The sequence below is a fragment of the Lysinibacillus sp. C5.1 genome (assembly GCF_016350185.1).
GTDB lineage: Bacteria > Bacillota > Bacilli > Bacillales_A > Planococcaceae > Lysinibacillus > Lysinibacillus sphaericus.
The window spans coordinates 1,478,574-1,499,919 of record NZ_CP066226.1 but is presented as its reverse complement, the minus strand read 5'-3'; the positions used below and the strand labels follow the sequence as shown (position 1 = coordinate 1,499,919).

Sequence of the window (21,346 nt, the reverse complement as noted above, 5' to 3'; positions counted from 1 at the left end):
TTGGATTTCACATATTACTCATCTGCGTTTCAAATCTATTTAGTATGATATGCGTTGAATGTCATTAAAAACAGAAAGGAAGAGGAACTATGAATTTTCCATCGGTCGATTATACTTGGTTTGGGAACGGCAGTGTCATTGCTCTTATTGCCATTATTCATGTAATTATTAGCCATGGCGTGGCAATTGGAACCTCTGTTTTAGTTGTATCTACTGAGTATAGAGCCATGAAAAGAAAGAACGAAGCTTTAGATCAAGTAGCAAAAACAATGTTGAAATGGGTATTAATCATTACTACAACTATGGGAGCTATGACTGGAGTAGGGATTTGGTTTTCAACAACCGTCATACAACCGGACTCAATTTCTTCTTTACTACGCATTTTCTTTTGGGCATGGGTTGTGGAATGGGGCGCATTTATTTCTGAAGTGATTATTCTTATTGTCTATTACTATACATGGGATAAATGGAAAGAGGGCGAACGTAAACGAAAGCATATTATGTTGGGTGTCGCACTTAGTATTGCTTCATGGGTAACGATGGTAATCATTACAGGTGTCTTAGCCGCAAAATTAACGCCGGGACGTTGGATTGACACATTTTCATTTTGGAATGCATTTCTCAACCCAACTTACTTCCCTTCACTCGGATTCCGTATGTTTTTAGCAATTATGCTAGCTATCTCGTTAGTATCATTTTTCATTCGTTGGCGCATTAAAGATAAAGCGTTACGAACAGAAGTTTTTCGAGTGTTTGCATTCTGGGGTGCTATCGCCTTACCACTAACTTTTATTACGGGATTATGGTATTTATGGGCCATCCCAACTGAAGCCTATAACATGATTGTTTGGTCGACAGGCATGTCTGAGGTCATTTTCAAAAGTCTCAATATTTTAGGTTTTAGTATCCTTCTTATTTTCTTAGTATGGCTCGTTAAAAGTCCAAAAAACGTTCCGTGGATGCTATCAATTGCTGTCATGTTTTCTTCGATCGGTTTTATTGGGGAATTTGAAGTTGTAAGAGAGAGCGTTAGAAAACCATACATTATTTATAATTATATGTACGCAAACGGAATGTTAGCAAAAGATGAAGAAACACTGAAAAAAGAAGGTTATCTAGCAAATGCAACATGGGCAAAAGAAAAAGAAGTTACTGACAACAATATGGTGGAAGCTGGTCGAGACGTTTTCGTTGGTCAATGTATTACTTGTCATACGATTGATGGATGGCGAGATACACGAGCTTTAGCTACTAGAATGAAAGGTTGGGATAAGGAAGCCATTATGTCCTTTATTCCTAATATGCATTATGCACAAGTAGCGATGCCGCCATTTATGGGGACAGAAGAAGAGATTGAAGCATTAGCCACTTATATTGTAACAGAATTGGAAAATGATAAAGAGGTGACCCAAAAATGAACCATCTAGTTTTTGCATTAATTTCTTCTGATAACCCTTTACCGATTCCTGCACCCATTGGTTTACTAGAAATTTTGATTGTCTTAACATTTATTCTTCATATTATTTTTGTGAATTTTACTATTTCATTGACTGCAGGTGCTGTTGGGCTAGAAATTACGGGGATAATGAAAAAAAATAGTTTATTTGATAAAATGGCACAAATTTGTTCCTTCCATGCTTCAATACATAAAAGTATTGCAGTTGTTTTAGGTGTTGGTCCATTATTAATTGTAAGTGTCTTATATACACAATATTTTTATTCTTCCACAATTTTAATAGGGAAGGCTTGGATGAGTTTATTAATCCTACTCATTGCTGCATTCCTTTTGTTATACATTTATAAGTTCACTTGGGTTAAATTCCAAACAAACAAATTATTGCATTTGAGTATTGGCCTATTAGCCATGTTAATTTTGTTTTTTGTCCCTCTTATTTTTATTGTCAATGTCACTTCCATGTTATATCCGGATCGTTGGGGAGAAGCAAATGGTTTTTTTGAAAGCTTATTTTACTATCCTCAAATTTGGCAACGTTACCTACATTTTATGTTAGCGAGTTTAGCAACAGGTGGCTTTTATATGTTTGTCTATTTTGCTTATTTGAAACGAAAGCAGAAGAAACTAGAGCAACATGAACAAGCATTAAAACTTTTTGGTGCCAAAGTAGGCTTTTGGGTTACAATTACACAGTTAGTAACTGGTTTTTTATTATTATTTTCTTTCAATACGAATATTCGTATGCTTTATTTAGGCGAAGATTTATTGTTAACTTCTTTACTTATTATTTCTATTGTCTTAACAGTCATCCTTTGTATGCTACTCTATGCAGCAGGCTATAAGGATTCTGCTAATTCTTTTCTCGCCTCTATTTTGGTCTTCATATTAGTTATTGGTATTATGGGCTGGATGCGTCATGAATTGAGAGAAGCCTATTTATCACCTTATCTCGATGAACATCCACGAACAGAGGAGCGATTAGAGTCTACGTTGAAATAGAAATATAGACCACAAGGAACACCGTGGGGCTGGGACATAACTAAAAAAATTTAAAGAACAGAGGAAAGGTGTTCATAAATTTTTGCTATATGGAGAATTTAGCTATTCTTGCTTTTGCAATAAAAAAAAATTAGAAGTGTTCACTAGTTGTTGGTAGCGAAGACGGTGACTCCAGCTCAGAACAGCACATAATGTTAGACGCTGGCATTCCGCGCGCAAGCAGAGGGTTGCGGCTTACTGTGCTGTGCGGAAAGCACCGTCGTAGCGGACAACAACGGCATAGCAAAAAAGTGTTAGATTGATTAGGTTCAATCTAATACTTTTTCTCTTATGTCCCAGCCACATTCTATATATAGTGATTACGTTTTAAACACTCGTAACTTACTATTCTTCTTGCAGCAGAAACTCTTCCTCATCTGGTTCCCACGCTTGACCAAATGAATGATCTTTAAATAGTGCTGCAAGTCCTGTAATCTGTTTCTGTTAGGTAAATTTAAAAGGGGAATTGTAATAAAATAAAACAGTAGCCAATGATGTTCCTCCTGGCAACCGTTTAAACTTTAATACACTATTTTCTATTTAAATATACAACAACGAATAAAACAATTAGTGCTAAGAAGTTTGTAACCGGCACCCATTCATTCTGATTCTTCCAAATTACTAAATATCCAAAATATATATTTAATGCAAATATAGGAATGAAAAATAATATAATAAGATAATGTTTTTTCATTATAACACCCCGCCTCATTTCCTTATTATTGAGACGTAATATTATAAATTGTTGCCCAAGTCATATCTACGATAACACCGCTACCTTTATTATTAGCATTTAAACGCTTTGAAAGTAGCCAGAAGTAACCAGACGTCAGTCCAGAAATAGCACCAACAGCAAGCAAAGGAGGGAACCAAACCCCAAGAGCAGTAAGACTCGTTGTCGTTATCGCGCCACCTGCTGCAATTGTACCTGCATCAGAACTCACTTTAGCCGTATCACAACTATTTAACTTTGTTTTATAACCCCACCAGAAATATTCAGGCGAGGTAGTTACACCTCTACACCTTGTAAATCGTATAAATGTATTGTTTTGATTTTCATTATTATTTGATAGTCTCTGGATAGTTAAATCTGATGCTACACTAATCGCATTTAATTTAACCTGCTGATTTAAAAAAATAAAATACTCTTGTTGGCCTTTTATTAATATAGAATCAATTCCAGCTTCACTTGCACCGTTTTCATTAAGGACGAAAAAACCATCTTCGACATGGACAAAAGGCTTTAACGATAGAATATCTTCAAAAGTATAATCTTTAAAGTCCTCTATGCTATCCTTTTCTATTACAGAAGGTCCATAACTTTGAGCCGTTGCTGGATTTACAGTAGGAAGCAAAAAAATTGTTAGTAATGCTAAAATAAATATTTTACGCAATTTCAATTCCTCCATTCATGTAAATAACTATTTTGTAATTATTATAAAATGGAGTACAACATGGGAAAAGTTAAATTAATTGAAAATTCAGCGAAATAAATTTATTCCATAATTAAAAAATATTTACATTAAAAGCATTGTGTATTTTGTAAGAACCTTAACTCGAGTGTTGCTAACTTAACTAACTTGTTACCTTATTATTTTACAACATATAACCAGTCCATAGTTATCTAGATAATAAAACTTGATTCTCTCGTGCTTTTTTAAACGAACTTTTAAATCAAAAATTTTACTATTTATCTCCCCTCTTTTCTCTTCATTTTATAAAGAATAATTTTTTACTAGAATTTTCTTTTTAGATATTTTTATTATTCGGATAACGGTAATAACTGCTTAGAATACTAAATATAAAGTTATAAGAATGACTAGGAAATGATTATGAAAGAGTGACCCCAAACAGTTACATTTGAGGTCACTCTTTTTAGCAGTTATGTCAAAATTTAATCATCATAGTCACTTTGAAGCTTTAGAATAGTACCTGTTATTGCATCTATCTCAATATCGTATTCTATACGACCATTTTGTATTTCGATCTCATAAATAGCAATTCCATCATCATAGTCCAACTCAATCTTTGTAACATTACCTGAAACCTTCTCCTTTGCTATTGCAATTGCCTTGTCTTGAGATATGAATTGAGCTGATGAAGGTTTTGAAGGTATAGTATAGTTTAGATCTGACATTGTATCACTCGTTGTATTGAGTGTATAAACATTTAAAGCAACAGATGAAATATTAGTAATATTAGCGTAATTTAATCTATAAAAAAACGTTACCAATTGCTTTCTAGTCAGCACATTTTCTGAACCAAAATATTTTTGAATATTGATATTTTGATATTCATTATTTTGCCCTGTCGTTATTTTATTTTGTAATAAGTATTGGATAGATTCATTCAAATTATTACTTCCATTGGCTAAATAAGCAATTGCTTGTGCAACAACACCTCTATTCACAGCCATATCTTTCAACTTAGTATCGTTATATCCGTTTAATGGAACCCCATACTTAGCTAAAATATTATAATTTATTTCCATTTCTGAAACGTTACCATTGCTCTTATTATCTAGCTTAAAATAATTCACCAGTATTTTTGCGAACTGTCTTTCTGTCACAATATTATTCGGTCTAAAAGTCCCGTCTTTATAACCATTTATTAAACCAATTTTTCTAGCCCAATAAATAGGCAAATTATTAGGATCGTTGACATCTACATCTATAAAGTAATTATTAACCTCACGTTCTGTAACCCGTATCTGACCTGTATTAGCATCAACATCCATTTCAACTTTTTCTGTATTCGTTAGAACAGTGATTTCGAAATGGGATTCATCATTATCAAAACTCGCTTCAATTACCTGCCCCCCAAATTTCTTAATAGCAATTTCTTTTGCTGTTTCTAGTGTAATGTTTGTCGTAGAAGCAGAAGCCTTCTCTTTTACAATGCCAATTAGACAAAACAAAGTAAAAAATACAACAAGTACTGTTTGAATATTTTTCAAAATAAAGTCCTCCAAATTTAATTTTTCATTGTAACTATGAATTAAAATTTCCAACTTACTGTTGTCATTTTTGGAACTTGATATTAGGTACAAACCATAAAAATTGCGTCAGTTGGCTTAATCATTATGGTAATCTAGAAATATTTTAATATCCCTATCTATTTCAATTTATCTATTAGTCTTGATTTTGCATCAATCTCCATCTCATATTGCAATTAAGTTTTGATTGATATAAAGTAACAACCCCTTTAAGAGATACCCCCTGCACCTATCCACCGGGTCCAAAACTTGGATAATAAGAATAAATAAACCTATTATACTAAGTATAATTCAGAACAGAAGTGAATTGAAGAATTAAATCATTACAATTTTTTAACAGGTATTCCTGAAAATTTTACACACAACTACAAAATAACTTGACTAATTACGCCCTTGATTTGTCATGTCGACTAACTCTTATTATCGTTCATATTTACTTCCAATAGACCAAACTGATTGGTTAATTTCTTCAAAAAAACTTTTTGTGACACCTAATAAAGTCCTCTGATCCTAAAAGCATAAAATACTGTAAAAAGAACCTATTCTATAGTAACAATTATTTACTTCCAGCACTTGCTTGCACTGTATTTTTCAATTACTACCTGCCAACCGTAGTTACCTTTATTGATAGTTTTAAGATGTTTTAATTTACATAATTTTACTTTTCCCGGATATTATTAGAGTTAATAAACATTCTGATTCTCAAAAATAGCCTGCCCAAAAGCAGTGATTATATTAAATCCTTCATATCATCAATTTACAAAACAACTCAATGAAACCATATTTTAATAATTGATAACGTTTACTAAAGTAATAGATAATAAAGTGGATAAAATCTATTACAAAGGAAGAAAGTAATGCAGAATCCATTAAAAAAATATTTGATAATACCAGCTATGCTCACTACTTTATTAGCTACTCCGTTTAGCGCTAATGCCTCAGAGAATGATATACATATGTCCTACTTATATAGCGGAAATACAAGCTCTTTCATAAAAAATATAGATATGACCCAAGGTGCGTTAAATACAGCAACACCTAACTTTTTTAATTTAAATGCTGATGGTAGTTTGCGTGCTACGATTGATAAAAGTTTAGTCGATGCAATGCATAATAGAGGATTAAAAGTTGTGCCATTCATTTCTAATCATTGGGACCGTAAATTGGCACAAATCGCAATGACAAATCGAGAAATATTGTCTACTCAAATCGTCAATTCTGTTGTGAAAAATAATTTAGATGGCGTCGATATTGATATAGAAAATTTAAACTATACAAATAAAGAAGAGTTTACAGATTTCATCCGATTATTACGTGAAAAAATGCCTAATAATAAAACATTATCCATAGCAGTTGCTGCAAATCCATATGGGTGGACAACAGGTTGGCATGGTTCTTATGATTACACGAAACTAAGTGAGTATAGCGATTATTTAATGCTGATGGGGTATGATGAAAGCTATAATGGTGGTTCAGTTGGTCCTGTCGCAAGTTTATCATTTGTTGAAAATTCGATTAAATATTTATTAGATAAAGGAATTCATCCAAATAAAATAGTATTAGGGCTTCCTTTTTATGGACGAATTTGGAAAGATGCTGTGGAAATTGGAGGAGACGGCATTGCTAATAATGCCATCCAATCTATTGTGAATAGCCATAATGGAAAATTTTATTTTGATAATACTTCAAAATCAGCATTTGCCAAATTTACAGTAAAAAGCAGTGACTCCCCTACTTATATCGGTGGCAAAAAGCTAGTACCAGGAAATTACACGATATGGTACGAAAATGATTTATCTTTAAAATATAAGTTAAGACTTGTAGAGAAATATCAGTTAAGAGGAACAGGTAGCTGGGAGTTAACTCAAGCGGATAATGGTATTTGGAAATTTTATTCTTCTTGGGCGAATGGGAAACATAACTTTATAGATACGGAAAATCATTGGGCAGAACAGGATATTATGGCCCTTTATCGAAAAGGCTGGATTAGCGGCAAAAACGAATACACTTATGATCCAAATGGTAATTTAACAAGAGCTCAGGCTACTGCTATCCTTATTAATGCCATCGGTTTAGACACAACAAACGAAACTGTACCTAATTATTTCAAGGATGTGCCAGCAAATCATTGGGCAAAACGTGCTATTGAAATTGCCTATAAGTATCATATTGTGAATGGAACAAATGAAAACATTTTCGATCCAAATGCCAATATCACAAGAGCACAATTAGCAGGTATATTATCGAGAGTATTAAATTATCCATTACCTACGGATGAGTCCAGTTTTTATGATGTTCCAAAAGATTTCTGGGCATATGCGGATATTTTAAAATTAAGTAGTAAAGGGATTATTAAGGGAAGAGAAGATGGAGGATTTTATCCATTTAATCATGTCACGAGAGGTCAAATGGCAGCGATGGTAAACCGCGCAAGTGCAGACTTAGAAAAGTATGCAGTAAAAAAATAAATTCTTTCACAATAGTTAATAATAACTCAACTAGTTTAAATAAAATAGCTAATCAACAAAAATGAGGCAGTTATAAAACGAATTGTACATCGATGGTTTCTTACATCATAACTTGTTTATAATGTCGCACATATAATAAAAATGTACATTACTAAATTCAATTTTAATAGTGTACATTTTTTATTTTGCTTAATATTTCTACTAAGGTTTACCAAAAGGTGTAACATTTACAATCAGCAAAGTTACCAATATATTGTTTATTTATTTATATAATAATTGGTATACACTTTTCACAACGCCCACAGCAGATTGGAACATGAATTACAAAAAGGAGTGCCCCAAAGCTTACCTACTCTCCAGGACCTCATCTACTTATGATACGGTTCACCGTAGTATCACACATTACTCTCTCACAAATGCCACTGGGTTCAACTAATTTAGTTCATTTTTATGTAACAATGATTAATCAAAACATTTGTTTTAAAGCAAGACATTCTATTACAATCCAATGACTAATGGCATTATTATAAATTTGATGGAAATAATTTTTAAAATTTTCTATTTTAACCACAATTATCATTAAATGAACCTGCTGTGTATTTTTATCACATCGACTCCCTCCTTTTATTCCCGAAACTAATCACCATCTAAAATTCCTCTCATATTCTATAATTAGACCTATTTTGAGGGGGAAACTATATGGGGATTGAACTTACTTCTCTCCATTGGATTTATGTTGTTTTTATTGTTTTAATTATTGGCTTTATGGTAAAACGTCGGGATACTACCCTCATTTGTATTCTTGGCATTTTCCTACTTGCGATTATCGCTACGGGTGATCTCACCTCGTCTATAAGTGGGGTTTTTAACAGCTTTATTTACGCGATTACGGAGCTGTTATCGACCATTTTGATTATCTCCATTATTGTTGCAATGAGTCGTGTGTTAATAACTTCTGGTATTAATGAGGTCATGGTTGCACCATTTACAAAAATTATTAAAACACCGACACTCGCCTATTGGACGATTGGTATTTTAATGATGATTATTTCTTGGTTTTTCTGGCCCTCTCCTGCTGTAGCATTATTAGGAGCAGTGCTACTACCTGTAGCGATTCGAGCGGGTTTACCAGCGTTGGGCGTTGCCATGGCAATGAACTTATTTGGTCACGGAATTGCTTTATCTAGTGAAAAAGCACATTATTCTAAATGGTTAAATTCTAATAATAACGCCATATTATAGAATAACGGGAGGTTTATTTGTGTATAGACCAGTAAAAAAATGTGACATACTTCAGTCTAATAAGCCTAAAGCCTTGTATTTAAGAAAGTCTAAAAAGAAAAAAGGGAAAACTGAAGAAGAGACTTTAGAATCAAATATGCAACGATTATTAGAATTTTGTAAAAAAAACAAAATTGATGATTATGTAATTTATAATGATTTCGTTGCTAAATCGACTAAACTAGACCGTATAGAATATAGAAAAATGTTAAATGCTTGCTTACAAGGAGTACACGATACGATTGTGGTTTTAGAAGAATCTCGACTATATAGAACTGTATATGAACAGACAAATGTATATGAGGACTTAAAAGGCACTGACATAGTCATTTTTTCTGATAGAGAAGGCATTATAAACCCTAATGATAGAACTCAATTCTTGGCTAATATTGTGCGTGGTGCAGTTAACGAACACGAATTACATAACTATGCCCACCGTATGAATCAAACGAAACTTCAAACAGCTAAAAATGGCTCCTATGTAAATAAGATTCCATTCGGTTATATAAAAGAAAGAAATAATTTAATACCACACCCAATTGAAAGTAAAGCGTTTAGATTAATTGTCAATAAGATTATTGAGGGTTATACAATTAAAGAAGTGATAATCGAATTAAATTTAAGAGGATATTCTACAAAGCAAGGAAAAAAATTCAAAGCTGCTTCTACAATTACTCGACTCTTTGATAATAAAGTATATTTAGGAGAATCACATTATAATAGTAAAATGTTTGGTGAAAACGTTATTATACGAGATACACACGAACCTTTGATGACTATAGAAGAATATCAAAAAATTAAAAAGAAAATAGCTTCTCGTTCAAGAAATACACAAGGAATGCGTTACACTAAAATAAATACACCTTTAGACAGGTTAATGTATTGTGGTATTTGTGGCCATCGTTTACCAATCCATAAATCATATATAAATAAAGAAGGTGTCATATCTTATCAAATAAGTAATTGTAAAAATTCATATGGAGAGAACTTTGAGTATAAATGTCCTCATAAATCTGTGAGTTTAAATTTTTTATTACCCCATTTCTATAAAGCAATTAATAATTATAAAGAGATTATTGGAGAAGAAATTTTAAATACCTCAATTGATAATAGAAATGATACAAAGCTTTCTATTTTGCAAGAAAAAATACTATTTAATAAGAAGATAAAAGAAAAAGAAGAAGAAATCAAAAATACTGATATGTATTTGATTAAAGGTATACTAAAGGAAACTAAATATGTGAATATAATGCCACAATTAGAAAATGAATTGCAGGAATTAAAAAGTTTACTTGTAGATATTAATAAAAAACTAAAAACAGTGAGTGAGAAAAGTAGTGTTGATTTAAAGAAAAAAGCTTTAGATTTTTTACAAACAGTAGAAAATATTGAAACGGAAGAACAAAACAGACTATTTAGACTGCTATTTGAAAAAGTTGTTTTAATCAATACTGATGATAAATTTTCAATTGAAATAATAGAAAAAGACACCTCCCTTTAAGAGATCGTGTCTTATTTTTTGGATGCATATTTAATTAATGCTTGTGCTACTGCTTTATAATTTGGCTTCTTTGATTTATTGATAGTTATTTTAGGAACTCTTGTTTCTTTGTTGTTTTTCATTTTCATCACTCCTTTTAAATACAACAGAGTTAAATAAGATCCAATTTTTTAGATATCAAATTTCATACAATGTATTTTATGTATCTAAACTTTGTCCTATTACCAAAATCGGCGATACTGTTTGTAAAACAAATCGAAACGCACTATTATATGTAAAAGACCTCGCTTCCTCAAAATATTAGAATTTATATATAAATTTAAAAATCCCAAACCATTTAAGATTACAGCCTCTTAAATGATGTGGGATTTTAATAAATGCTAAAGACTAAAAAACATGATGTTGCATACCTCTATTAATACGATTCGTCATAAAAAGAAGCTTAACGACTTTTTATTTGTTCAGTTGCTTTGAAGTTCCAATCTTCCCCACGATATGAATACGGGTAACTTCCTAGATTATCTTCGATTTTACCCGTATCGATATTGTAGATAAAAGTGCCAATATTGGCATATACCCCATCCGAATAATGCCACTTATTTCTGGTAGGCTCGCCTGATGGGGCCGTAGTATTGCCAAATCTATACATGTAATCGTAAAACCCAACGTAATTCGCTTCTATCAACAGAGCATTTTGAATAGTTTTGTTGAAACCTCTAAATGTGCCTTTGTATACATTACCAATTGTTGAAGTACCGTTTCTGTTTAACATTGTACTTTCATTTCTTGAGTAATATCCGTTATAAGGCTTTGAAGCAAATTGATATTCCCAGCTAAGATTGATTGCTTGTCCGTTTACATAAACATCATAGGTGCCTGCTGTAATAGATGGAGGTGCGGGAGGTGCTTTGACTACAGTAACATTGTATGGTGATTGCGGAGTATATTTACCATCATAGGATTCTACTCTTATGTAGTAACTCTTATTCGATTCCAATTCTAACCATCTGGATTCGTTACCGCTACTTAAAAAACTACCCATACTGCCCAAATTTTCGTTATAAATGTAAAAAGCATATTGAGCGTCGGACGGTACATTATTTAAACTAACATAATGTTTGCCTGCACTTGATGGCTTAAATAAGTACCAATCAGAGTCAAACATAAAGTCAATATTTGCATTTATGTCCATTTTACCAGTGAAAAGTGATAAGTTGTCATTTGGGCTGTCGTTTTTCTCATACTGGTCATAAGTATTATTCACATTTGTTAAAAAAGTATAATTATTACTATTCGTTGTGCCATTTGGCTCTATACGGAAGAAATAATAACCCGCTTCCGCCATATAACCGATTGATTCGGACAATTGCCCTTCATTTATAGAATAATCTACCAATGAAAGTACCCCTGTAGATTGATTTAGACTATAAACATATACATCAGAATCTTGGTTTGTAGCCTGTGATAAGTAAAAATTAATCTTAGAAGTAGTTGGCGCATAAACATAGTACCAATTTGGTACTCCGTCCCCGATAATGTTATCGTTTAAAGGTTGGTCATAGTATGTTTCATCTAAGAATATAGCTTTATCAGGAGAATTGTTGCCAACAGCACGACTCATGCCTGTAGTATCGTTGTTTTTAATCTCGGTTTCACCACTAAAAGTAGTTATCCCCTTAACAGCGTTAATGTTTTCTAAAAAAGACTTTGACAGAACATAATCATTTGGATCTGTATGGCGACTCATTGTTAATTTTGTAACAGGAGCAACTTTAGTTGCTTCTATTGATAATTCGTTGTCTAATGCCATTACATCTTCCTCTTGAAAATTACTATCAACAACATTACTTAAATCAATACCAGTACTATCTATGTCATTTTCTAAAGTTTGATTGGTGTCGTTCGAAAGAGTAACTTCTTTGTCGCCTGCATGCTCGCTTCCTTCTGCATTAGATAATAGAGTATCATTTGAAGCATATGATACTGAACCAACGCTAAACAGCATGGTAACAGTTAGGCAAGAGATTAAAGATCGTCTCATTTTCATTGATATTCCTTCTTTCTGATATAATTTTTACTCCAAATACAAAAACAAATATGCGCTATAATATTTCCTAAAAGTATCCTACAATTATTAGTTCACCTACCTTTCTGTTATCATGAAATACTAGTACCATATAATTTATATTTATCCAAAATTGGCATGATACCTTTTATAATTACTATTATAATACCAAATTATACATATTTTGTATATAAAATAAAAGTTTGGTATTTTATCGCACCCTTATTTTTTTATTACTAAAGAAGGATAGATTTCTTTAAACCTAAGTTGAACACATACCCTTTAAGATGGGCTTTGTTACAGAAGAGTTTTAATTTTATATGACATTCTTTAATATGTATTAATCGTTGATGTTGATTGTAGACTAGATGTTTGCTATTAATGTTCTAAGTGACAAAGTCCCTTACTTATAAAGCTTGGAAAGAAACGTTTTCTAGTGATATTGTGATTCAAGGCGCTCCAAAATTGACTGCAGATGCAGCAGGTATTCCAGTAGGGGATGTTGTTTCAGCCAGTATTCCGCTTGTTATGACGATGGGTCTTGTGACGACGATAGCTGCTTTTATCTTATTAAAACGTGATATGAAGCGAGGCACTCTTCAGTTAACAACTTCATCTGTAACGAATGATGGTATAGAACAAGTGACAGATGAACATTTGCTTACCCGTGGACAAAAACGATTTTTTGCGATGCTTATTCCATTCACCTTTTTGCTCGATGTTATTGCGATGTCGGTATTAAAACTGCAAGGCGGTGACGCTACTGCTCTAATTGGTGGGACAGCTGTCTTTATATTGTTTGTGCTCTGTCTTGTTGCACATAAAAAACAAGGATTTGAGAAATCAACAGATTATTTAATTCAAGGATTCCAATTTGGATTTAAAGTATTTGGACCCGTTATCCCCATAGCAGCTTTCTTCTATCTTGGTGACTCCGGATTCACCAAAATTATCGGTGACTACCTCCCTTCCGCTTCTCATGGCATTGTCAATGATCTTGGTGTCGGCTTAGCCGCCGTTGTACCATTAACGAAAGAAATTGCGGTCGTGACCCTTGCGATCGTAGGTGCCATTACAGGTTTAGACGGCTCGGGATTCTCTGGCATTTCGCTAGCTGGGTCAATAGGTAGCTTATTTGGCAATGCGATTGGAGGAGGTACAGCAACCCTAACCGCACTCGGACAGATCACTGGAATTTGGGTTGGTGGCGGTACACTGCCACCAATGGAAGACATATAAAAAATGGGCTTCTAATACAAGGTATCAATTTAAAGCAAAACGGAAAGAATTCGAAAAAAATAAAAAAACGGCTTGAAATGATCAAGCCGAAAATAAAAAGAGAGAGTTAAATTATTCGTAAATTTATTATGCTAATTTGTATATTTATTATAGTAATTTGTCTTTTAAAGCATCCGTTAAAGTTTGGGAAAAGTTTATACCTTGTTTCATACCTAAATCATTTAAATAGCTAGGAATAGTTAACGTTTTTTTAACTGGTGTTAAATCTAAAGCTTTCTTATGTGCTTCTATATCAATATCTACAAGTGTTACAATATCATTTTCTTTTGGTGTAAAAGAAACAGTATTCGGTTTATTTATTGGTTCATCAGCAAAAGCTATAGCATTACCTATATAATCCCTTGCATACTCAATAGCTTCAGCAATAGTTTCCCCTTGGGTAATCCCGTCAATATCAGGAATTGTCACTAAGTGAAAACCGTCTGCTGATAGGGGTGAAATAACCACAGGATAAACTACAACATTTTTCATTTTCTACCTTCTTTCGTTTCTATTTTATTGGGCTTGAAAGCCAACCCTTTTACAGGTTGTGCTTTCTAATGAGCCCTTTTGCTAAACCTTCATCAACTTCTCTATGTCTAGGGATTTGTTCTTTCTTGCCTGTTGGTGACACCCATATATCATGTTTACCACCATGGGTCAAAAATTCCCACCCTTTAGCCGAGAAGCGTTTCTCTAACTCTCTCTTTTTCATTTTTTAACCCCTTTCCGCTATACGTGTATTATACGTATCAAAAAGGAAGGAGTCAATGAATTTATACGTATTGTTTACGTATAACTAAAATTTTATGCAGGCGATTATTTTTTATGTTCATCGCCATTTCACTATATGTAGCCGTTGTTATTGCTACGATTATGCTCATTTTTTTTGGATTTTGAAGGACGAGCAGAAACGCAACACCATGTTCATTAATCGCTTTGCATAGTTCAAATATTTTTGTGTTTATATTAATTACACAATTTAATGAACAATACCCTTTTATTATTCAAACAATCTGTTTCATGCTATTTAAAAATATGTATCCATTAAAGTATTCTCTATTGAAAACCAAACAAATTTTTTTGTTACAATTTTGTATTTTATATTTTCAGTTTTATGTTTTTTATTTAAAATATAGAATAATCAGAATATTAGAGGAGGCTTTATACAAATGAGGAAATTATTTTTTATGCTGACTTGTTTGGTTCTCTTATTCTTTTTCACGGCAAATATTGGCTTACCTGCATCCACTGTTTCTGCAGCTGAACAGAAAAACGATTTTGCCATTACCATTTTAAATGAAAGTACCATGCGTTTAGATTTGTTAAATGAAGACGCAAAAATTGAAAATGATGAAGCTGGGAATATAATGGTTACAAAAGGTGATTATACAGAAATACTGCCAACTCAAGCGATAGATAGTCATGGTAATGAGGTGCATTTAATTTATAAATCAGTTGCTAATGGACTGATTATAGAATTACATAACGATGAACAATCGGTTCATACGACTAGATTGGCTCGTTCTAAATGGAAATGTACACTAGGTGTTCTTGGCGGGTATTATCTTGGTGCATTAAGTGGCTTAGGGGTAGGAGCTGGTGTCGGATCCGTTCTTCCTGTTATCGGAAATGCGGTAGGTGCTGCTGGAGGAGCTATTATAGGTGCAGCAGGCGGAGCAATGTCAGGTGCAGCGTCCTCTTGTTTTGATTAGTATATAGGAGGAAATTGTATGCTGGATTTAGATAAAGTTTTTTGTTTACCCATGATATTGGCCTATTATGTCTGCTTGATTTTGTGGATTTTATTGCTTTTAGCATTAGAATCAAGTTTACTTTGGGCTTTATTAAATCCGTTAAATTTTTGTTTAATTTTTAACATAGTGTTTGGTATTACTTATCAAATTAAAACGAAAAAAAAAAGAATAAGCTAACAATAAAGCCCAGGCTCAACAATCGAGTACCTGGGCTTTAAAACGATACAAATATGCATTTTCTACTATGTCAGCACGTTAATAAATCGGTTTTAAAATTCCAATAGGAAGCCACGTACATTGTTCATCTTTTGCTTCCAAGTCTTCTTTTACACATAGGTAAGCATTAATGGAATCACTTACTGAATAAACTATGCTTCCTTTTGGCATCGCTTTTTCCGTTTTGGAACCTTCTAATGGATAGGTTTTCGCTTCTGAGTCTTCCGTTACTTCATAACGAACACCGGCTTTTTTAAATTTTGTATCAAGAACTTTCATATCTGAACCAGGATAATGCTTTTCGCACTTTAAACCATTTCCAGTGTCCTCACAATATCGTAACATTTGATCACCATTCATATCTGATATGGAAGTATCACGCCATTCCGTAAAGATTTTACCATATTCGCCACTGTTACGATTGATATTGATATACGTTACATTTGCATAGAAAGATGCGCGAATTTTCATCGGTATTTCTTTAAAAACTACTAGATTGGTTGCTTGTACTCGATATGGCCCCATTTGATAAAAGGTTTTGCCATCATATTTTTCAATTTCATACGTTCTAAAATAATTATTGCGTTTCACCACTAACGAATCAAATGTACCGTCTTCATTTTTCTTATAAATCTTAATGTCTTTGGTAAACGTCATTTTCCCCGTTTGATCTTTATATACTTCTGCGCCATCATATCTAATAGCCTCTGATTTTGTTGGATTCACAATCGCAAATACCATCGCTGCTAATAACACAAAAAATAATTTTTTCATTATGCTCCTCCTACTCTGCTTTATATTACTTACTTTATCTACTAATATCGTAATATTTTATCAATAGAAATATAGGTTGTCAAAAATCTAACAAAAATAGTATTTTTTATCATCATAATTTCAATTGTGTTACTCCAACTTTTAGAATAAATTTTCACCTCCACATCTACAGTAATTAATATTTCTCTTATACTAATTATTGTTTAAAAGAGAATTTATTATATAGAAACTATTATTATTTTAATTGGATATTTCCATGATTTTAAAACTTTAATAATATTCTGTAGCCAATTTAAACTCTTTATCTGCAATTAAATTTGCAATAGTACTAGCTATAGCTATATAACCATAACTAGAAGTTATACCGTTAGAGATACATTTATTTTGAGCTGTTGTAAATTCTACTGTTGGTCTCATTAAATGCCATCCACAAACTACAGCTCTAGTACCGATTTGAGGTTTTTCAGAAATATCGATTTGATTGTAGTGACCCCTTCATAATCATCGTACTTACTTAATACATTTTCAAAAACCCCTCTATATATACCCTAAGAAATAACCTTTTTCGTTAGTAACTACACCTTTCTCATAAATTAACTCTAAGGAATCTTCCATTAATGCAATTTCTTCTTCTAAGTTCTAGCTTTCATCGTATTCTCTTGCATTAGTATTTTCAGTAAATACCCCTAGAATAGAAAACATAGCGATTGCTACTAATAATTTTAAATAATTCATCTTTGGTTTTAATTGTTATATTATCTATATAAGGGAATATAACATCATTTTATTTTTTGTTTTTCAAAGGATAATTAAATAAGAAAAATAACGCAGAAATAATTATTGCAATAAAAATTATTAACAAATTTAAATTTGTTTGTAGCTTCATAATAAGTAATAATGATACAAAGAAAAAAACAGACGCCCAAAGCACTCTATTTTTTATTATATTTTTTTTACTACTCAACTAAAATCACCTCATTTTAATATAATATTTACTTAATTAATTATTCACCAATATATGTATATTAACAACTTGAATTAGTTCTTAATACTATATTCTTATAAATAAATGTTATTATTACTTCTAAGCTGATTCTCATTTGGTTTACTAAAAAAGCCACACTTTGTTAAATGTGACTTCTTTTTTTCTTATATTCGATAATATCGACATTGCTTCTTCTTCCCCCCACATCGGATTCTTCTCCTTTACAAACAATACCGGTTGATTTCATCTTAAATCCCTCCTAAGTTGTGACTATCCAATCATGCTAAAATGCTTTAACCCTTTCCCATAATTCTAGTGACTGCGCTATTTCGCGCAATCGTCCTTATAAACCGTAATACCACCAACAGTTAGATCCTTTAATGTTACCTTCCTTCCATATTCCCGTGAAAGAATACTTTCAATGATCGGTAACAATTTGCGAACCTTTTCTTCCGTCATCTTTACGCTCCTCATATCCAACACTCCTTTTTTATCAGAATATGTCGAATGGGCTTGTCACTTTCGTTAAGACAAATTGTAATTTAGATTAATAGGTATGCGTTCCTTTCATTTTCTTTATCAATTCAGCTTGTTTCTCATCATCTGACATTGCTCGCCATTTTAAGTTGGTTGTGTTCATAGAAATATCCTTTTGATTCTTACTAGAAGCCTCTAACAGCTTCAGCATTAGTTATGAATTTTAAATACATAGAATTTTATGAATATGTTTAATGTGTTCCTGAGCCCTTGGACCATCTTTACGCCCTCGATCTACCGACCATTTTCGCAAGCTCTTTTTGACCCATTTTATATTTAAATAATTCTGATCTAATTTGTGCCAATTCTTCAACATCGCTGTACCTCCTTTAAAACGTATTGCACTGCATCAATGAAATGGCTGCATTGATTTTTGGTACCCTAAATGAATTTAAGGTCCCCATTTATGGACCTTTCTGTTAAAATGATTGTAGAAAGGAAGGTGACTGAAAATTAAAACAACAGAAAAAGAGCAAATGTCTGTTGGTTTAACACAGTTTATCGATTTCACCGTTAGGCAAACCATGCTGGCAAAGATGAACAAAATTAATGAAATTAAAAATCAAGGCGAGTATCATCCAGTAAAAGATCATTGGAAGCAGTTGCGAGAGCGTATTAAATGGTGCTATAGCAAAATCAATCTCTTGATCATTTAGATACCTTACTAACTGAAGTTCACGAACGAAAAATCAATTCCTATACCGAAGCAATAAAGGCATTTAAAAAATTTACACGGAACAAGAAAATTGAATGGTTTGATCCACCTAAATCCCTGTGGACATCTACTAATGGCTTAGTAGTCCGTTCATCTCCCGAAATCGGTTTAGTGATAGACGGCGTACCCCATTTAATAAAATTATTTTTTAAAGGAAATACAGAAAAAATTAATGAACGCAACATTCAACCAATCCTAACGTTAATGTTAGAAGCACAATCGAAAGACCCTTATCCACCAAACATTGTATTTGCTGTATTAAACGTGAAAACAGCTAAATTACATGTAGCCACGCAAGTAAACCCTAAAATTCTTCAAGCACTTCAACTCGAAGCACAAACATTTGAAAATATCTGGATAAACTAATTAATTTAAACCTTCAATCATTCTTCTGTTATGTACATTGACTCAAATCCCACTTTCATTATGACAACCTTCCATTAAAATAAACCATTCTTGTTTCTGTATCATGCTACTTATTGTCCCACATCGTTTTAGAATAATTGTGACATTAACCGAAGTATAGTCTTAAACATAGGATGCTCGTAATAAATTATGTTATATAAAGGCTCTTTCGTTGCAGGCATTTTAGTATCTGTGTAAAAGTCAGTTATAAAATTGTTATTCGTTCTTAGAAATAATAACGCTAAGAGTGGGAGTGACATACTTATGAAATGCGTTATCTACGTTCGCGTTAGCACCGACGAACAGGCGAAGCATGGGTTTTCGATTGCTGCACAAATTGAAAAATTAGAGGCTTATTGTGTTTCACAAGGTTGGGACATTGTTGAGGCGCCTTACGTCGATGATGGCTATTCTGCTAAAGATTTAAATCGCCCCCATTTTCAAGCAATGTTGCAGCGCATTCAGCAAGGGGGCATTGATGTTTTACTTGTCTATAAGCTGGATCGTTTAACTCGCTCTGTGCCTGATTTACATACGATATTGGCTGAATTAGACCAATATGAATGTAAATTTAAATCGGCTACGGAAGTGTACGACACGACTAATGCAATGGGACGTTTGTTTATTACGTTGGTAGCGGCGATTGCGCAATGGGAGCGGGAAAATACCGCTGAACGGGTGCGTTTAGGCATGGAAAAGAAAGTGAAGTTGGGCTACTGGAAAGGTGGCACCCCTCCCTATGGCTATCAAGTAGTAAATGGTGCATTAATGATGGATGAAGAAGAGGCTCAAATTGTTAGGGATATATTTACATTAGCAAAAACATTGGGGTTTTACACAATTGCCAAGCAATTAACCAGTAAAGGCGTCCCTACTCGAAAAGGCGGGCAATGGCATGTCGATAGTGTGCGGGATATTGCCAATAATCCGACATACGCAGGTTATTTAATGTTTAGCTTAAATCCAAAAGACATAAAAAAACCACCGCGTGAACGGGTGTTATTTGAAGGTAATCATAAGCGTATTATCGATCGCGATGAGTTTTGGGCACTACAAGATTTGTTAGATAAGCGTAGAACATTAGGTGGAAAGCGCGAAACGAGTAATTACTACTTTTCTTCACTTTTAAAGTGTGCACGTTGTGGGCATTCGATGGCTGGTCATAAAGCAGGCAAGAAAAAAACATATCGATGTTCTGGTAAGAAAGCTGGTAAAGCTTGTACTAGTCATATGATTTTAGAAAGTAATTTAGTGCAAGCCATTTTTGCACAATGGGATGACTTGGTCGGTGGCCATTTTACAAGTAATGAAGGTGATGCTAGCTTTCCAGCGGCACAATTGACTGCATTACAACAGGAATTAGCTGTTGTGCAAAAGCTTTTACACAAGAAAAAAACGATGTTTGAACATGATATTATTGGTATTGATGAGTTAATTCGAGACAGCGAAAAATTGCGTAACAAAGAAAAAGAAATTCAAGCAAGTTTAAAAAAGATACAGCTGCTGGACGATCGACATCATGAGGAAATTCGGGCCATTATTCGCAATATTGATACCCTATGGATCAATGCCGATGATTACGAACGCAAACAATTAATGACCACCATCTTCGAACAAATAGTCGTGGATACAAAGGATGATTATAGGAGCAGTAAACAAGCTAGAGAAATAACCATTGTTACAGCTAAATAATATGTCTTTTATTGGTGGCGGTACACTTATTCCATGGGCACTCATTCCAGCAGCTGCGATTTGCAATGTAAGTCCATTTGAGCTTGCAAGGCGCAATTTATTACCTGTAGCGATAGGTCTTATTGTAACGACCATTGTCGCAATGTTTTTACTATAAATCTTATAGAAAAGGCCATCTACTAT

General features: G+C 33.1%; 17 protein-coding genes and 2 pseudogenes. 11 read left to right on the top strand and 8 right to left on the bottom strand.

Going from position 1 to position 21,346, the window contains the following annotated elements:
* Positions 1-89 precede the first annotated feature (89 nt).
* Positions 90-1,418 (top strand): c-type cytochrome, encoded by a 1,329-nt coding sequence (locus I5435_RS07040; protein ID WP_025218985.1) that lies wholly within the window; start codon positions 90-92, stop codon positions 1,416-1,418.
* Positions 1,415-2,455, top strand: a complete 1,041-nt coding sequence (locus I5435_RS07035) for a cytochrome ubiquinol oxidase subunit I (protein WP_024362420.1) — start codon at positions 1,415-1,417, stop codon at positions 2,453-2,455. Before I5435_RS07040 ends, I5435_RS07035 begins: the two co-directional genes overlap by 4 nt.
* A 758-nt stretch (positions 2,456-3,213) precedes the next feature.
* On the opposite strand, the gene I5435_RS07030 is transcribed toward I5435_RS07035, so the two are convergent.
* Positions 3,214-3,888, bottom strand: coding sequence for a hypothetical protein (locus I5435_RS07030; protein ID WP_337983495.1), 675 nt, complete (start codon positions 3,886-3,888; stop codon positions 3,214-3,216).
* Positions 3,889-4,388: 500 nt separating this feature from the next.
* A complete protein-coding gene (locus I5435_RS07025) occupies positions 4,389-5,450 on the bottom strand; it encodes a PepSY domain-containing protein (protein WP_337983494.1) in 1,062 nt (353 codons plus the stop codon).
* 896 nt (positions 5,451-6,346) lie between these two features.
* Between I5435_RS07025 and I5435_RS07020 the strand changes: the two genes are divergently transcribed.
* From I5435_RS07020 to I5435_RS07010, 3 genes and pseudogenes are all read left to right on the top strand, one after another.
* Positions 6,347-7,957, top strand: a complete 1,611-nt coding sequence (locus I5435_RS07020; RefSeq protein ID WP_337983493.1) for a glycosyl hydrolase family 18 protein — start codon at positions 6,347-6,349, stop codon at positions 7,955-7,957.
* 699 nt (positions 7,958-8,656) lie between these two features.
* Positions 8,657-9,148: pseudogene (locus I5435_RS07015) on the top strand (hypothetical protein); the annotation flags it as partial.
* Between the two features lie 70 nt (positions 9,149-9,218).
* Positions 9,219-10,739: a recombinase family protein gene (locus tag I5435_RS07010; protein WP_337983492.1), complete on the top strand. Its 1,521-nt coding sequence runs from the start codon at positions 9,219-9,221 to the stop codon at positions 10,737-10,739.
* Positions 10,740-11,181: 442 nt separating this feature from the next.
* Here the strand turns inward: I5435_RS07010 and I5435_RS07005 are convergent, their stop codons facing one another.
* Entirely contained in the window at positions 11,182-12,786 is a 1,605-nt protein-coding gene (locus tag I5435_RS07005) for a hypothetical protein (protein ID WP_337983491.1), read from the bottom strand.
* Positions 12,787-13,236: 450 nt separating this feature from the next.
* On the opposite strand from I5435_RS07005, the pseudogene I5435_RS07000 reads away from it, so the two are divergent.
* Positions 13,237-14,043: pseudogene (locus I5435_RS07000) on the top strand (hypothetical protein); the annotation flags it as partial.
* Positions 14,044-14,190: 147 nt separating this feature from the next.
* On the opposite strand, the gene I5435_RS06995 reads toward I5435_RS07000, so the two are convergent.
* Both I5435_RS06995 and I5435_RS06990 read right to left on the bottom strand, forming a co-directional pair.
* Positions 14,191-14,574, bottom strand: a complete 384-nt coding sequence (locus I5435_RS06995; RefSeq protein WP_108029660.1) for a type II toxin-antitoxin system HicB family antitoxin — start codon at positions 14,572-14,574, stop codon at positions 14,191-14,193.
* Positions 14,575-14,623: 49 nt separating this feature from the next.
* On the bottom strand, positions 14,624-14,797 hold the full coding sequence (locus I5435_RS06990; protein ID WP_141705581.1) for a type II toxin-antitoxin system HicA family toxin: 174 nt from the start codon (positions 14,795-14,797) through the stop codon (positions 14,624-14,626).
* A gap of 457 nt (positions 14,798-15,254) precedes the next feature.
* Between I5435_RS06990 and I5435_RS06985 the strand changes: the two genes are divergently transcribed.
* Both I5435_RS06985 and I5435_RS06980 read left to right on the top strand, forming a co-directional pair.
* Positions 15,255-15,797 carry a hypothetical protein gene (locus I5435_RS06985; protein ID WP_337983490.1) on the top strand — a complete coding sequence of 181 codons (543 nt, stop codon included), beginning with the start codon at positions 15,255-15,257 and terminating at the stop codon, positions 15,795-15,797.
* A gap of 18 nt (positions 15,798-15,815) precedes the next feature.
* The gene (locus I5435_RS06980; protein WP_108029657.1) at positions 15,816-16,016 is read left to right on the top strand and encodes a hypothetical protein; all 201 of its coding nucleotides are present in this window, start codon (positions 15,816-15,818) and stop codon (positions 16,014-16,016) included.
* Positions 16,017-16,094: 78 nt separating this feature from the next.
* Here I5435_RS06980 and I5435_RS06975 read toward each other — a convergent pair whose 3' ends face one another.
* From I5435_RS06975 to I5435_RS06965, 3 genes are all read right to left on the bottom strand, one after another.
* Positions 16,095-16,829 carry a hypothetical protein gene (locus I5435_RS06975; protein WP_337983489.1) on the bottom strand — a complete coding sequence of 245 codons (735 nt, stop codon included), beginning with the start codon at positions 16,827-16,829 and terminating at the stop codon, positions 16,095-16,097.
* 270 nt (positions 16,830-17,099) lie between these two features.
* A complete protein-coding gene (locus I5435_RS06970) occupies positions 17,100-17,246 on the bottom strand; it encodes a hypothetical protein (RefSeq protein WP_158497870.1) in 147 nt (48 codons plus the stop codon).
* Positions 17,247-18,138: 892 nt separating this feature from the next.
* Positions 18,139-18,288, bottom strand: coding sequence for a hypothetical protein (locus I5435_RS06965; protein WP_158497868.1), 150 nt, complete (start codon positions 18,286-18,288; stop codon positions 18,139-18,141).
* 889 nt (positions 18,289-19,177) lie between these two features.
* Here I5435_RS06965 and I5435_RS06960 point away from each other — a divergent pair.
* The 3 genes from I5435_RS06960 to I5435_RS06950 all read left to right on the top strand — a co-directional run bounded on the left by I5435_RS06960 (position 19,178) and on the right by I5435_RS06950 (position 21,320).
* Entirely contained in the window at positions 19,178-19,432 is a 255-nt protein-coding gene (locus tag I5435_RS06960) for a hypothetical protein (protein WP_337983488.1), read from the top strand.
* 303 nt (positions 19,433-19,735) lie between these two features.
* Positions 19,736-21,163 (top strand): recombinase family protein, encoded by a 1,428-nt coding sequence (locus tag I5435_RS06955; RefSeq protein WP_337983487.1) that lies wholly within the window; start codon positions 19,736-19,738, stop codon positions 21,161-21,163.
* The gene (locus I5435_RS06950; RefSeq protein ID WP_158497867.1) at positions 21,147-21,320 is read left to right on the top strand and encodes a hypothetical protein; all 174 of its coding nucleotides are present in this window, start codon (positions 21,147-21,149) and stop codon (positions 21,318-21,320) included. The genes I5435_RS06955 and I5435_RS06950 overlap by 17 nt, the downstream gene beginning before the upstream one ends.
* The last annotated feature ends 26 nt before the right edge of the window (positions 21,321-21,346 follow it).